This is a genomic window from Salmonella sp. 32100201201700099SM, from assembly GCF_017572645.1.
Classification (GTDB): Bacteria; Pseudomonadota; Gammaproteobacteria; order Enterobacterales; family Enterobacteriaceae; genus Salmonella; species Salmonella enterica.
In genome coordinates, this window is record NZ_JAGERQ010000001.1 from 149,370 (window position 1) to 164,784 (window position 15,415).

Genomic DNA, 15,415 nt, shown 5'->3' on the forward strand with positions numbered 1-15,415 from the left:
TAATCCGCAATTAGATAGTAAAATCCGATTTGATTTTTTTATTAATAGTGGCTATCGATTAAATAAAAAAAGCGCCGGAAGGGCGCTTTTTTAAACAAATTAATTCACACAACAATTATTACAGTACGTGAACAGAGGCGGTGTTAGTGGTGCCGCTTGGAACCAGCGCGCCGGAGACCATCACTACGACGTCGCCTTTCTGGGCGAGGCCGCTTTGCAGGGCGACATCTTTGCCCAGACGGTAGAAATCATCAGTAGAATTGATTTCTTTCACCAGCTGCGATACCACGCCTTTGCTCAGTACTAACTGACGGGCGGTCACTTCATTGGTGGTCAATGCCAGGATGGTGGCGTCCGGGAAGTATTTACGCACGGCGCGAGCGGATTTACCGCCCTGGGTCGCTACCACGATCAGCGGCGCTTCCAGTTTTTCGGCGGTTTCTACCGAGCCGCGGCATACTGCTTCCGTAATGCGCAGTTTACGGCTGTCGTTGTTGTAGTCCAGACGGCTGTTCATGACGCGGTCGGTACGTTCGCAGATGGTTGCCATGATAGAAACGGCTTCCAGCGGGTATTTCCCTTTTGCGGATTCGCCGGACAGCATAACCGCATCCGTACCGTCGAGGATGGCGTTCGCAACGTCGCCTGCTTCTGCGCGGGTCGGACGCGGGTTTTTGATCATAGAATCCAGCATCTGAGTCGCGGTGATCACGACTTTACGTGCGCGGATACATTTTTCGATCATCATTTTCTGCGCAAAGATCACTTCTTCAACCGGGATTTCTACGCCCAGGTCGCCACGCGCAACCATGATGCCGTCGGAAGCTTCGAGAATTTCATCGAAGTTGTTCAGGCCTTCCTGGTTTTCGATCTTAGAGATAATCTGGATGTTTTCGCCGCCGTGGGCTTTCAGATGCTCGCGAATTTCGACAACGTCAGAACGTTTACGGATAAAGGACGCAGCAACAAAGTCAACGCCCTGTTCGCAACCGAAGATCAGGTCCTGTTTGTCTTTTTCAGCCAGCGCCGGCAGAGCAATAGAAACGCCCGGCAGGTTAACGCCTTTGTTCTCGCCCAGATCGCCGTTGTTCAGCACCTTACAAATGACTTTATTGCCTTCGATGGCGGTCACTTCCATACCGATCAGACCATCGTCAACCAGGACGGTGTTGCCAACGCTCAGGTCGCTGGTGAAGCCTTCATAGGTGACGGCAACGATTTCATTATTACCGACCACGGATTTGTCGGTGGTAAAAGTAAAGGTTTGGCCCGCTTTCAGCGAAACGTCGTTACCGCCTTCCAGTTTAATGGTGCGGATTTCTGGTCCTTTAGTATCAAGCAGAATAGCGGCTTTTTTACCAGTTTTGCTCATCACGTTGCGCAAGTTCTGGATACGCTGACCGTGTTCTGCATAATCGCCATGAGAGAAGTTCAGACGCATCACGTTCATGCCCGCGTCCAGCATTTTGCTTAACATCTCTTCGGATTCGGTTTTCGGACCGATAGTACAAACAATTTTCGTCTTTTTCATGACAGTCTTAGTCTTTAAGTTGAGGAGGATATGGAAATCTGGCTTCGGACGCGCACGGCCCGGAAGCTAAGCCTGTGTTGCTAAAGTGATGATGCCTCGCTCTAAGGATAGGTGACATCGAAAGAGCGTGCAGAGGAATGTGTGCTCGCGTTTCAGCCCAACGGGAAGGGGATAATTTTAGTCGTTGAGTTTTACAGTCCAATGCGCTGAAACCATTCAAGAGACAATTGGCGCGCATTATACGCTGAAATTTACAAAAAAGGAAAATGAAAACCCTGTTTCAAAAGACATCTGTGCAGATCCACAACGGTTTGTTATTACGCTGTTTACGATGTCGCTGGCGATAACGCCGCCCGAACAGGGGCGGCGTTGCGCAACAGCGGGTGTTGTTGCGCATAATGTCAATCGAGCAACTTTTTGCCTTCCAGGTCGATGGCGATGTTTTGGTTGTGTGCTTTTCGATAGCACAGAATCGCTATCCCGATGGCCGCCCAGCTAATTCCGAGTATCAGAGCGTGAATGTTCATGTTTAAACAGACGTAGCCGATGACGATCATCCCCATGATCGGCGAAATAACATGGGCGAAAATGCGCCGCTGGGCTTTCATCCGGAAATTGAACAGGATAAACACACACAGGTTCACGACAAAAAAAGCGAAAAGCGCGCCAAAGTTCACCAGCGTGGAGATAGACTCAATCTTGCCGGAAAACAGGTAGCTGAGCAGCAGGGTGACGCCGCCGGTAAACAGAATGGCATAATTCGGCGTTTTACGCGTGGTATGGACGTGAGCGAGGAAGGCGGGCAGCATTCGGTCGCGCCCCATTGAAAATAACACTCTGGACACCGCCGTTTGCGCGGTAATAATGTTGCCGACGGCGCACACAAACGCCACAATGATGGAAAACGCCACTTTGAGCCAGATACCGCCAACGTTGCCGGCAATGGTGAAAAATGCTTCATTCGTCGCATTACCTTCCGCGAAGCGGTCGACGTTACCGGTGGCGAACGCCGCAAACGCCACAACGATAATAAACAGTACCGTCGCCAAAACTAACGCCAACAGCGTTGCTTTACTGACGGCGCGTCCCCCGCCTTCGCTTTCTTCACTTAATGTACTGATAGCGTCAAAGCCGAGAAAATTCAGCGCAGCCACCGAAATCGCCGTCGCGATGAGCCCTGGGGTGAACCACTGTGAATCGAAAAAAGGCCGGAAAGAAAGCGTTATCTGACTACTGTCCTGCATCATCAGACGGACAATGAGTAGCACGAAAATCGCCAGAATACCGAGTTGAATAAAGACCAGTAACTTATCGAATTTCGCCGTTTGCTGTATCCCGAGATAGTTGACTCCGGTGCCAATAGCCACATAAATCAACGGCCAGACCCAGACCGGGATTTGCGGTAAAATAGCGTGGACCGCGACGCCGCCCAGCACTGCCACGAGCGTAGGGAACAAAAGATAATCCAGCAGTAATATCCATCCGGTCAGAAACCCTACGGCGGGATTAATGCATACGCCAGCATACGCATAGGCCGAACCCGACGAGGAGATATGTTGCGATAAGGTAGAGTAGCTGTACGCGGTAAAAAACATCGCGATCGCGCCAATAATATAAACCAGCGCAACCATACCGTGCGAAAGATTATAAACGACGCCATAAAGAGAGACTGGCGCGATAGGCACCATAAACACCAGACCATAAAGCACTAAATCGGTAAGAGACAATTTTTTGACTTTTTTCATGATAAATACCTTAATGGCTTTTTATGCCAGATCGCGTAAAAACGCGCTTACCGCTGCGAGGCAGGGCGCGATATTTTCTTCATGCGGGTTATGGCTGCTGCCGGGAATAGTGACCGCGCGGCAGTCTGAAATGTGAGAGAGAAGCGGAGAGACGACGCGCTCGGTTGCCTGATCGTTTTCGCCGCGCAGTACCAGAACAGGACAGCGTATCTGGCACAAATGGGGCGTAATATCCCAGTCGGCAAGTTTGCCATTTGCCGCCAGTTCATTGGTTCCCCATAAAATGTGATAACCCGTAGGGTCGGCGGCGAACTGCGCATTAGATCGCTGAACATGAACGGCTTCTTCCGCGAGGGTATAAACGTGCCTGGCATAATAAGCGACCAGCTGTTCCGGTGGGTTTTGATAAATGACGGCGGGCATAATGACGTTTTTGATATCGTCATCGGACATTGGCGTCAGAGCGTTAAAGAGCCGTATGGCTTCCTGTTGCCACAGGGCGATACTGGCCGGCGAACTGGCCAGTATCGTCCCGCGAAGCCCGGCAGGCTGTAAGCAGGCGTGCTCTGCGGCAAGCATTCCGCCCCAGGAATGTCCCAGTATCGAATACCCGTGCCCAATACCCAGGTGATTAATTAATTGGGTTAATTGACGGAGATAACGCGCAATAGTCCAGAAAGACGCGTCAGCATGAGGAAAATGCGTTGAACGACCGCAGCCATATTGATCGTAAAATATTACCATGCGCCCGTCATCAGCCAGATGGCGATAATTTAATAAATAATCAAAGCCGCCAGAAGGGCCGCCGTGAAGGATAATGAGCGGCGTGAGTAATGATTTTCTGTCTCCATAAATCCGATAGCTTGTCAATATATTTTCAGAAAACATTTCGCCATAGAGATAAGTATCATTCATATTCTTAATGACTCAGTGTGTGGCAGGGCAGGCGAAATTTATATTCGCCTGGGTAATATTATTTTTTATTGTGCGTAAAACATTACACCAGAAGGTGGCGTAATGTTCCCATTGCAGAAACTGCGGACTTCCCCAGTGCGGCGAACAATCACTGGCAAAGCAACATACTTTCCCTTTATGGTAAGTACCCATAACTAACAGTGGATCGCCATTAATTTCAGTAAGGACCTGACTATTTTCTTTGGCGATAAGCTTGTTATAGCCCAACAGCGGCGGCCATTCGCTAAATGGCTGGGTAATAAAATGTTCTATCGCAGTATTTACTGCTTTACATCCTTGCGGTAGTTCTACGCGATCATCTATATCCAGCATATCAACCGGCAATACCTCCGCCAGAACCGTATTTTTATAATTGGCTTTTGCTTCTATTCCCGTAAAGGATAAATACCCGCCGATCATCAACAGACCGCCGCCCTCAGCAACATAATCTGCGATAAGTTGTAAGGCATCAGGAATAATGTCCATATTATAAAACGTTCTGTTTTGTAACAGGAACGTATTGCTACCGATATCACTGATGACGATCGCATCATAGCAGGCTAATGCTTCGGCAGTTTGTGGAAAACGAGTTTGCACAATATGGGCAGGCATGTAGTCCACATTGATATTACCCTGGCGCAAGCAGGATAATAAATAGTCTGCGCCTTCTTCATATTTGCTCGATGTAAAGCTATCAAAACCTTTAGAGTGAATCATATGAATGTGCCATGATTCGCCAATAAATAAAATTTTCATTATGTCACCTGTTAATTAATGTTAATGACTTTATTAGATTGGGTACGCATTCGATGTAAAACCTGCAAGTGCTGAGGCATACTCGACGCACCGACTTGTTCCACCGCCAGAGAAGCGAAAGCGGAGGCATATTGAATGGCAGCGACCATGTCTGCTTGTCGCGCCAGCGCGGCGGCTAAGGCGCCATTAAAAGCGTCACCGGCCCCAGCGGCATCTTTTACCACGGCGCTCCACGCAGGAATATACAACGTGCGGGCGTGCTCACAGAGCAGAGAGCCACGGGCGCCAAGGGTAATGATGACTTTTTTCACCCCGGATTGCAGAATAATATTTCCGGCTTTTTTCGCATCATTAATATCAGTAATGGTTACGCCGGATAAAAAAGAGGCTTCAGTTTCATTCGGCGTGATGATGTCAATATCAGATAATAAATGCGTCACCTGTTTCGTATAGGGGGCAGGGTTCAGCATGATCATTTTATTTTCTTGTTTGCCCAGACGAATAAATTCAGTCAACGCTTCAATGTTCGTTTCGAGCTGCATTAACATAACGTCAGACTCGGCGATATAACGGTGTTGCTCATTAATCTCTTGCGTGGTGAGCATCATATTGGCGCCAGGGTAGATGGCGATAATATTATCGCTATCCACGGCGGAGACATAGATCAATGCGCTACCGGTGGGCGCTTTATCTGTTTGATACGCGCTGTATGAGGTGATGCCTGATTGAATAATATGATTCATAGCAAATGCGCTGAACTGATCTTTACCCACTTTAAAAATAAAATGTGCCGCAGCGCCGGCATTGTTTGCCGCTAAAGCCTGGTTGGCTCCTTTACCGCCAGGATAGAATCCAAATTGACTGGCCAGAATGGATTATCCGCTTTGTGGAAACCACGGCACGGTTGCTGAAACATCAATATTAAATGAGCCTAAAACACACACCTTGCCTGCTTTTTTTGTGTTTTCCCGGCGCAGTTTTGCATCCTGATGGATTGGCGTGGCGATAGTGCTGGAGATATCAATCTTATTTTCAGTGATAAGCTTACTCAGCGCGTCACGGTTTAAAATCCCTCCGCCATAGCAACGCTGAAGCATACCTGATTTCTGGAAATAGCGTAGATCGGAACGAATAGTCTCCTGGCTAACCTTATAAAGGCCTGAAAGTTTACTGACGCTAACACTATTATCCTTTATCAGTAAATTAATGATGGCATGACGTCTTTCTTCTTTAAACATATTGCCTCCGGGTAGTGAGTTGAATTGTATTTATGGCAATGTTGTCATGCGGTGAATTCAATCACAGATTATGCGGTCAACCGGAAGTAACCCCAAATGAATGTCAATAATCAGAAGCGCAGCCAATGTGTTAAATATTAATTGCTTACAGAAGGGGAAAATAGTTTTGTGAGTGTTGTCATATATTTTCTATGTAATATGACAGGGTGAACGTAAAATAGTTGGGCTTGCACGATTCAGTGAGTATATGCAGCCGGACAGCGTTCGCTTATCAGTCGCTACCCTCGACGAAATAAGACGATATCGCTCTCCGGCCCTGGGGTTATATACGCTCGATTTTTGCCGGCAGCCCCTGACGTACCGCCGCGCCAGAAACCCAGTCGAGCCAGGTGTTGGCAATGGTTCTTGTCGGATCGGCAAAGCCCAGATCGTTAAGATTTATGCCTGCCCTGATTTGTGGATCATACGGCATAGGCACGCCATCCAGAGAATGCTGCGTTGCGCCCATCTCGCGGTGGCCATATCCGTGTTCGATGGCGATGACGCCTGGCATCACGCCATTTAACAAACTGATTTGCGCCACGACCTGACCGCCCGGCGTAATGATCCGTACCCGATCGCCATGTTGCAGTCCATAACGCTCGCCGTCTTGCGGATTCAGCGCCACCAGGTTTGCTGGCTTCACATGGTGTAAGCGCGGGATGACGGCTGTTGAGCTGGACATGGTATTTGATTTAAATGAAATCAGTTTCAGCGGCCACTGTCCAATGGGAAACTGGTCGTCAATCGCACGACCATCTGACAAACGCGCCGGATACCAGATCGGGCAACCGCTGAAACGCTCCCCGGTGATGGCGTGACGGTGGGCGGCGACATCTGCATTCCAGATCTGTAAGGGTTTTTTCCACGCGTTACCTAACCGTTGCTCCGTATAGCCGCTATCCTCGGGCGCAAACCGGCCGCCACGCGAATAGATAAACGCCACGCGACCGACCTCATCAGCTTTAAGCGTGTGCTGAATTGCTGGCAGAATGCGGCTGACGCCGGTAAGCGAAATATCTTCCTGATTTGTCAGCGCGACCGGCGTCTTGCCCATAAAGGCGATATTAGCGGCTACGCGCAGATAGAAATCTTCCGCCCGGTTCAGTGGAAAAGCATTGCCCTGCGGATCGGTTATCGCCCGGTCGCCGAAGCCGGGCAGATGGAGCCGTTTTGCTACCGCAATACAAAATGCTTCCATTGAGACAGGTTGCCCGTCCGCCGTTCGGTGAGTGGCGGGGGCGACAACCGGCCAGCGGGCGGTAGTGGCTTTACTGGCTACGCCGCCCCAGGGTGCCGTAAAGCCCCAGCTCTCAAAATTGTGCGTATCCGGCACAATGTAATCCGCCAGCGCCGTCGTTTCATTCATAAAGGCGTCAATCGCGATAAAGAGCGGCAGTCGGCGAGGGTCTTTTAGCTTTTCTTCCGCCACGGCGCGTAGACCGGGAACACCGTAAAACGGGTTGCTCATATTGGAAATCCAGGCTTTAAGCGGATAAGGATAGCCTTCGAGCGCGGAGGTCAACAGTTCGGTAAGCTGGCCTGCCACAAAGGGATACCACGGCGCTTTGGCTGGATAAGGGGATTGCCCGCGGGCAATTTTGTCGCGGTATTCTTCCGATGCTTCATAAGCGGTTTTGCTACGGGCAATACTTAACCCTGACGGTTTCACTTTTCCGGCAAAACTGTTCATGTTGTAGCGGGGGCCGTCGCTAACGCCGTTGAATTTGCCGCCGCCGACAAAGACGCCGCCGGACAAGCTGAGGTTGCCGATCAGCGCGTTAAGCATCATGACCGACCAGGCGTTATAAAACCCATTGCCGGCCATCATGCCGCCGTGACTGATGACCGCAGCTTTACGTCCGTGACTGGTAAAGGTTTCCGCCAGCGCGATAATTTGCGCTTCCGGCACGCCGCACTGTTCGCTGTATTGCGCCAACGAGAGCTTTTCTGCCGCCTCTTTCAGGCGTTGCAACCCGCTCTTCACCGTGACCCGCTGGCCGTCGGCGAGCGTAACGTACTGCGTCACGAAAAGCCGTGCCTGTCGGCAAGTGGATGCATCGACCAACTCGCCGTCGGTATTCAGTACGACAGGGGTCTCTTCGCCATCGGGCGTAAGATGGCGCAGCGTCAGGTGCTGTCCGGCAAGCGTCGGCAGTTCATCCGCAATGACCAGGTGCGTGGCGTTGGTCCAACTTTGCTCGCCGGCCTGCTGCATCGCCTGTACGCCGGGAATTGCCAGATAATCAGCATTATAACATTGATTATCCATGATCCAGCGGATCATCCCCATTGCCAGCGCCGAATCGCTGCCGGGCATGACCGGTTGCCAGCGACCGCGAGGATCGGCGAGCACCGTTGATAAGGGGAGGGCGGGGGCGACCACGACGTATTGAAAATTCTCACGCAGCCGGGCGCTCGTCAACTGACGCGCCTGGCGTTTAAAGGGATTACCGGACTGTGCCGGGGAGGTGCCCATAAAGAGCGCAAACTCCACGTTTTCCCAGTCGGGTTTGACATGCGGGTTTTTATCCAGATCGCCCATCAGCGCCCCGGAGCCGGCCCGGTAAGCCAGTCCACAGTAGGCGCCATGCGCGCCGAAATTCTTGCTGCCGAAGCTATTTAGCGCAAAACGACGCAGAAACGCATCGCGGCCTTCGTCGCTGGTATTCGTGACCAGTAACTGATTGGTTTTGGGCCCGAAACTGGGATGCTTTGCGTCAATTGGCGTATCCGGCGCATGAATCGCGCGCAGTCCGTCCACATGACCTTCGCCAAACAGATCGCCGCCTTCCACGACTTCTTCAATAAGCTGCTCAAAGCTGATGCGCTGCCATTTCCCTTCGCCGCGTTTACCCACGCGTTTCATTGGTTCAAGCAGTCGCAGCGGACTGTACAGGCTTTCCAGCAGTGTGGCGCCGCGCGCGCAGGCGGTTGAGCGGGCGTCAAGACCGCTTTCTCCCGCCAGTTGCTCCATGGCTTCGCTAAAAGGGACGGACGAGTCAATCGGGTGTTCCTGCGACAAGGGGTGATAGGGATTGCCGGCGATGCGTATCACTTTGCCATCGGCATTAACCCGGGCGCGGATACCGCACTGTGTCCAACAGCCGAAGCATTGCGTCATGGCGATGGTTTGTTGTGGATTTTGCTGCCAGTGCGTTTGCGCCTGCGCCTCCGGAATTAACGCATTGCCAAAGATGCGGTCGCGCGTTACCTTGCCGGATGTCCCGTTTAACAGGCCATCAATTGCGCGTTTCGCCACATCACGGTAGCTCAGACCAAAAGTGACCATCCCACCGACGGCGAGACCGACTTTTAGCCACTGACGACGGGTTAAATTAGCCATGTTGTAATCTCCTGATGAGTCCGTTCAGCGTTTCACGAATAATAATCAGTAGCGCTATCCACAGGCCGAAGGTGCCGAGAATAGCCAGCCAGCCATTCGTTCCGCCTGGTAACGAGTAAGGGTTAAATTGCGCGTTGAACTTGGGGACGGTTTGTACCTGAATCAACAATGTCCAGCGCATCAGCCAACATAGCGCCAGCGCGCTCAGAGCCAGCAGAACGCGTCTTAGCTGCGATAACGGATGACGTAGCGCCAGGCTACAGAACAGCAGCGTGAATACCCACAGCGCTAGCCAGCCGATAGCGTAATATTTGGCTGACAGGGCGACGGAAATCCACTGACGGATTGCCGTGCCGGAAAGCGTATCGCCGCTAACCCACATGGCCACAACCAGCCCCAGCGCCGCCAGCGTCCAGATTTGTCCCCACAATATTTTTGGCAGCCTTACCGAGTCGCGTCGGGCGGCGACAATCATCAGCGCGAAGAACGCCTGTAAGGCGCTAAGAAACATCGCCACGGGGAAGGCGTAGCTAAACCAGATTGGACGCGCCAGCACAACGGAGACTTCGCGGCCGGTATAAATCAACAGGCCCACCGCGCAAAGTGCGCTGGCTAACGCCAACCATTTAGTGACGTTGTAACTTTTATTGAGTAATCGTTTTATCTGCTGCGCCAGGAACCACAGAGCGAGAAACCCGGTAAACAGCGGCAGGAACAACGCTCCCCAGGGCATCCACGACCAGGGCGTCGGCCAGGCATAGAAATGCCAGACGCGGGCGGTCTGGTGCAGATCCGCCGTCAGCGCCAGCGGTGCGGTAATCGCACAGGTAATGGCAATCAGTAATGCCCGATTTTCTTCTGTTGCGGCGTCTTTTTTCCGCCAGTGAAGATAACAGGCAAACAGTGCGGCGCAGGCGGCAATACCAATAAAAAAGAAATATTGTACCGCCCACGGCAGCCAGCTAATGTCCTGCGGGTGAGCCAGCGCTTCTTCAATGATGAGTGAATGCGTCATTCAGACCTCCTGCCAAAGCGCGGGCTGCGCACGGCCCATTAATGGGGTGACAAAGGCGTCGTCCAGACCCAGGTAAAAAACATGGGGCGACGTGCCGTTTTCCGGCTTTAATACCTTGATAGCGTCGCGATGTTGATGAAGCATGGTGGAGATGCGGCTATGGGGATCTTTGATATCGCCAATAATACGCGCGCCGCCGACGCAGGACTCTACGCAAGCGGGTAACAGCCCGGCTTCCAGACGATGGACGCAAAACGTGCATTTATCGGCAGTTTGCGTTTCATGATTGATAAATCGGGCGTCGTAAGGACACGCCTGGACACAATAGGCGCAGCCGACGCAGCGTTTGTTATCCACCACCACAATGCCATCTTCCCGCTGAAAGGTGGCTTGTACCGGGCAGACCGGCACACAGGGGGGGGGGATCGCAATGGTTGCACAGACGCGGCAACAGCACATTCGTGACTTCCTGACTACCTTCACGCTGGACCTGGTATTGGTTCACCGTCGTACGAAACGCGCCCTGCGGCGTTTGGTTTTCAATAGTGCAACTTACGGTACAGGACTGACAGCCGATACAACGCCGCAGGTCGATAAGCATGGCGTAACGGTGTCGGGGAGAGCCTTCATGCCGCTCCGGCGAAAAAGGAAATTTCGCTTCAGCCAGCGGAACCAGCGAGGCGCCAGCGGTCAGGACGCCAAGCTGCTGGAGAAATTGCCGTTTACTGCTGTCCATATTGACTCCCGTCCACATTGCCAACAATGAAACATTTGTCACGATGTTGGTTCATGTGTAATGAATAAAAAATGTTGATGATTTACAGTGTAAAAATCGAGACGGGGTGCGCTCTATTGTGGTTAACCACATACCCGGCTTGTTGTTGATCTAAAACAACATAATTGACAGGGATATTGGGGTGAGAGGTAAAACCGTAAGGCGCCTGGCGGTGTTGGCGGCAGTAGGGCTACTTTGTCATGGCGCGTGGGCAGGGACGTGGAATATCGGTGTTTTGGCCATGCGCGGCGAGGCGTCTACGCGTAGCCACTGGCAACCGTTGGCAAAGACATTAAGCCAACAGCTTCCAGGCGAAACCTTTCACATCCAGCCGCTGGATCTGCATCAAATGCAGGAGGCCGTTAACCAGGGAACCGTGCAGTTTGTGATAACCAACCCGGCGCAATTTGTCCAACAGAACAGCAATGCGCCGCTGCGCTGGTTAGCTTCCCTGCGTTCCACGCGCGATGGGAAAGCGGTGAGTAATGTTATTGGCAGCGTGATTTTGACCCGGCGCGATAGCGGCATCACCACGGCGCATGATCTCATCGGTAAGACCGTCGGCGCGATTGATGCTCAGGCGTTTGGCGGCTATTTATTAGGCTATAAAGCGCTCAGCGACGCGGGCTTACGCCCGGAGCGCGATTTTCATCTTCGTTTTACCGGATTTCCTGGCGATGCCTTAGTCTATATGCTGCGCGAAAAAGCGGTGCAGGCGGCAATTGTGCCAGTGTGCCTGTTAGAAAATATGGATCAGGAAGGATTGATTAATAAAAAGGACTTTATCGCGCTGCTTTCCCGACCGACGCCCCTGCCTTGCTTAACCAGTACGCCGTTATATCCTGACTGGTCGTTCGCGGCGCTACCTGCGGTAAGCGATGCGCTGGCGGATCGCGTAACGCGAGCGCTATTCAACGCGCCCGCCGCCGCGTCATTTCACTGGGGCGCGCCAGCGTCGACCAGTCAGGTGGAAGCGTTGCTGCGTGATGTTCGTCAGCACCCTCAGCAGCGTCGACTGTGGCTGGATGTCAAAAGTTGGTTAATCCAGCACCAGCTAATGGTCGGCGGCGTGATTCTGGCGTTCCTGTTGCTCACGCTCAATTATATTTGGGTCATGCTGCTGGTGCGTCGACGTGGAAAGCAACTGGAACGTAATAGCGTAGTTCTTCATCAGCATGAGCGGGCGCTGGAAACCGCCCGGCAAATGAGCGTGTTGGGTGAAATGACCTCCGGGTTTGCCCATGAGCTTAATCAGCCGCTTTCCGCGATTCGACATTATGCCCAGGGGTGCCTGATTCGACTGCGCGCTGCAGATGAACAGCATCCCTTGCTGCCGGCGCTGGAGCAGATTGACCAGCAGGCGCAACGCGGTGCGGATACTCTGCGTAACCTGCGTCACTGGGTCAGCCAGGCGCAGGGCAACCCGGTGCTAACCGAAGCGTGGAAGGCCATAGCCATTCGCGAGGCGATTGATCATGTCTGGCAATTGTTGCGTATGGCGCAACAATTTCCGACAGTGACTCTGCATACCGAGGTTAGCGCTGCGCTGCGCGTAACGCTGCCGTCAGTGCTGCTGGAACAGGTGCTGGCGAATATCATTCTTAATGCGGCTCAGGCGGGCGCCACCCATTTATGGGTCGTTGCTGAACGCACTGAAAACGGCATCAGTATTGTTTTACAGGATAACGCCGGGGGAATCGATGAGGCACTATTACGTCAGGCGTTTCAGCCGTTTATGACCACCCGTAAAGAGGGGATGGGCTTAGGGCTGGCGATTTGCCAGCGGCTGGTGCGGTATGGGCGGGGCGATATCAGCATCAGGAACCAGACCGCGCCGGACGGTCTGTCGGGAACGGTGGTCACGATACATTTCTTACATGAACATGGGGGCAGGGATGGCGACAATTCATCTACTGGATGATGATACGGCGGTCACTAACGCGTGCGCGTTTTTACTGGAAAGTCTGGGATATGACGTAAAATGCTGGACGCAGGGGGCGGATTTTTTGGCGCAGGCCAGTCTGTATCAGGCCGGGGTCGTATTACTGGATATGCGAATGCCGGTACTGGATGGGCAGGGCGTTCATGATGCGTTGCGCCAGTGCGGAAGTACCCTGGCGGTTGTTTTTCTTACCGGGCATGGCGATGTACCGATGGCCGTGGAGCAGATGAAACGCGGCGCCGTCGATTTTCTGCAAAAACCGGTATCGGTAAAACCGCTACAGGCGGCGCTGGAGCGTGCGCTGACGGTTTCATCGGCAGCGGTGGCGCGCCGTGAGATTATACTGTGTTACCAGCAGTTGACGCCGAAAGAGCGTGAGCTGGCCAGCCTGGTGGCAAAAGGATTTATGAACCGTGAAATTGCGGAAGCGATGAATATCGCGGTGCGTACCGTAGAGGTGCACCGCGCCAGAGTCATGGAAAAAATGCAGGCCGGTAGCCTGGCGGAACTGATTAGGCGTTTCGAAAAAATGGCCTCGCCAGAGACCAGAATACGAACAACGTATGAGCCATGAATAATAAACTGCGTTATTTCTTTGATTTGCATCAAATTTTGTTTAATTGAGAAGACTGTTATATTCTGTTGGTTTGAGCTGGCGACGAGTAAAACGTATGACAAAACCGACAAAAGATGACGAACTGTACCGCGAGATGTGCCGGGTGGTGGGCAAGGTCGTGCTGGAAATGCGCGATTTGGGGCAGGAGCCTAAATATATTGTTATTGCGGGCGTGTTAAGAACCGCGCTGGCGAATCAACGCATCCAACGTAGCGCGTTAGAAAAACAGGCTATGGAAACCGTGATTAACGCTCTGGCGCGGTCATAGCCGCTATCAGGGTGTCAATAACGAAATCGCCTTTGAATTGTCGCGATTGTCACCATGGCGGGCTGGTTACCCGCCGTTAGCGATGCGCAGGGTTATCAGGTGATGGCTAAGCGCAGCCCTAATGTATCAGGGTACGGCTCAAAATAATTCTGGCTGCGTAGATAGTCATCCGGATGTTCCGCCAGATAGTGCTTCAGCAGCGTTAACGGTGCCAGGATAGGTAGTCGGCCCGCCCGGTAGCCGAGAATCACCTCGCGTAATTCCGCGCGTTGCCTGCTGTTCAACGCGCGGTGAAAATAGCCCTGGATATGCATCAGCACATTGGTGTGATTTTTACGTGAAGCGGGGTGTCGCAGGATAGCCATCAGTTTTTCTCTGTATCGGACAAAGAAGGCATCCAGATCGTCCCACTCATGCAGACGCGCGACGAAAGGGCCAATTTCGCGGTAGCCGGCCTGGTGGTGGGCGAGAAGCTGAAGTTTGTATCGGCTATGAAACGCGAGCAAACTGTGACGACTCAAGCCCTGCGCGCGTAGCGCATTTAATTCATGTAGCGCGAAAATACGTGCGATGAAATTTTCGCGTAGTACCGGATCGTGCAGGCGACCATCTTCCTCTATCGGCAGCCAGGGATATTTGTCCATCATCGCGGCGGTAAACAGCCCCGTGCCAGCTTTGCGGCCCCTGTTACCCTTTTCATCATACAGGCGAACGCGCTCCATTCCGCAACTGGGCGATTTTGCACACACAATAAACCCCGCCAGTTCGCCTATTGTTGGCAGAAACCGATCGGCAAAGGCATTCATTCGCTCGGTGACGTCATCGTGCGGGGCATGGCTATAGCGCATCCGAATGTCGCCACAGGTCGTCTGGATAAGACGCAGCGCAGGGCGGGGCACGGGCAGGCCGATCGCCACCTCCGGGCAGTTCGGTTTGTAGGCCACCCACGGTGCCAGAGAGTTCATGACGAAATCCATACGCTTATGTCCGCCATCAAAGCGTACCGCGGCGCCAGTCAGACATCCGCTAATGCCGACTACGGGTTTGTTATTCATGATTCCCCCTTATTGAAAGTACGACGACTGACGCCAATGGCGCAAAATGTTATCTCACGCTGATTTAAAACTTACACAACTTTGTTTTTTTGTCTAAGTTTTCGCGGAGATTTTTTTGATGTAGTTAAATATCAA

General features: G+C 52.4%; 10 protein-coding genes and 2 pseudogenes. 3 read left to right on the top strand and 9 right to left on the bottom strand.

What is annotated here, in order from left to right; translation table 11 throughout:
• Positions 1 to 118: 118 nt before the first annotated feature.
• The 8 genes and pseudogenes from pykF to ttrB all read right to left on the bottom strand — a co-directional run bounded on the left by pykF (position 119) and on the right by ttrB (position 11,360).
• Positions 119 to 1,531 carry a pyruvate kinase PykF gene (gene pykF, locus J4685_RS00780; protein ID WP_000751449.1) on the bottom strand — a complete coding sequence of 471 codons (1,413 nt, stop codon included), beginning with the start codon at positions 1,529 to 1,531 and terminating at the stop codon, positions 119 to 121.
• Between the two features lie 401 nt (positions 1,532 to 1,932).
• Positions 1,933 to 3,276, bottom strand: coding sequence for an APC family permease (locus J4685_RS00785; protein ID WP_000756099.1), 1,344 nt, complete (start codon positions 3,274 to 3,276; stop codon positions 1,933 to 1,935).
• Positions 3,277 to 3,297: 21 nt separating this feature from the next.
• Positions 3,298 to 4,191 carry a proline iminopeptidase-family hydrolase gene (locus J4685_RS00790; protein WP_001000503.1) on the bottom strand — a complete coding sequence of 298 codons (894 nt, stop codon included), beginning with the start codon at positions 4,189 to 4,191 and terminating at the stop codon, positions 3,298 to 3,300.
• 12 nt (positions 4,192 to 4,203) lie between these two features.
• On the bottom strand, positions 4,204 to 4,986 hold the full coding sequence (locus J4685_RS00795) for a glutamine amidotransferase (RefSeq protein ID WP_000697192.1): 783 nt from the start codon (positions 4,984 to 4,986) through the stop codon (positions 4,204 to 4,206).
• Positions 4,987 to 4,997: 11 nt separating this feature from the next.
• Positions 4,998 to 6,224 (bottom strand): annotated as a pseudogene (locus tag J4685_RS00800) (PfkB family carbohydrate kinase).
• Between the two features lie 322 nt (positions 6,225 to 6,546).
• Entirely contained in the window at positions 6,547 to 9,609 is a 3,063-nt protein-coding gene (ttrA, locus tag J4685_RS00805; protein WP_000002380.1) for a tetrathionate reductase subunit TtrA, read from the bottom strand.
• Complete coding sequence (ttrC, locus tag J4685_RS00810) at positions 9,602 to 10,624, bottom strand: tetrathionate reductase subunit TtrC (protein WP_000149751.1); 1,023 nt, start codon at positions 10,622 to 10,624, stop codon at positions 9,602 to 9,604. The genes ttrA and ttrC overlap by 8 nt, the downstream gene beginning before the upstream one ends.
• Positions 10,625 to 11,360: pseudogene (ttrB, locus tag J4685_RS00815) on the bottom strand (tetrathionate reductase subunit TtrB).
• Positions 11,361 to 11,541: 181 nt separating this feature from the next.
• Between ttrB and ttrS the strand changes: the two are divergent.
• The 3 genes from ttrS to fumD all read left to right on the top strand — a co-directional run bounded on the left by ttrS (position 11,542) and on the right by fumD (position 14,225).
• Positions 11,542 to 13,320, top strand: a complete 1,779-nt coding sequence (gene ttrS / locus J4685_RS00820) for a tetrathionate respiration histidine kinase TtrS (protein WP_001214425.1) — start codon at positions 11,542 to 11,544, stop codon at positions 13,318 to 13,320.
• Positions 13,295 to 13,915 (top strand): tetrathionate respiration response regulator TtrR, encoded by a 621-nt coding sequence (ttrR, locus tag J4685_RS00825; protein ID WP_000190927.1) that lies wholly within the window; start codon positions 13,295 to 13,297, stop codon positions 13,913 to 13,915. The genes ttrS and ttrR overlap by 26 nt, the downstream gene beginning before the upstream one ends.
• Positions 13,916 to 14,012: 97 nt before the next feature.
• Complete coding sequence (gene fumD, locus J4685_RS00830) at positions 14,013 to 14,225, top strand: fumarate hydratase FumD (RefSeq protein WP_000165779.1); 213 nt, start codon at positions 14,013 to 14,015, stop codon at positions 14,223 to 14,225.
• Between the two features lie 95 nt (positions 14,226 to 14,320).
• Here the strand turns inward: fumD and mlrB are convergent, their stop codons facing one another.
• Entirely contained in the window at positions 14,321 to 15,280 is a 960-nt protein-coding gene (gene mlrB, locus J4685_RS00835) for a transcriptional regulator MlrB (protein ID WP_001060721.1), read from the bottom strand.
• Between the last annotated feature and the right edge of the window lie 135 nt (positions 15,281 to 15,415).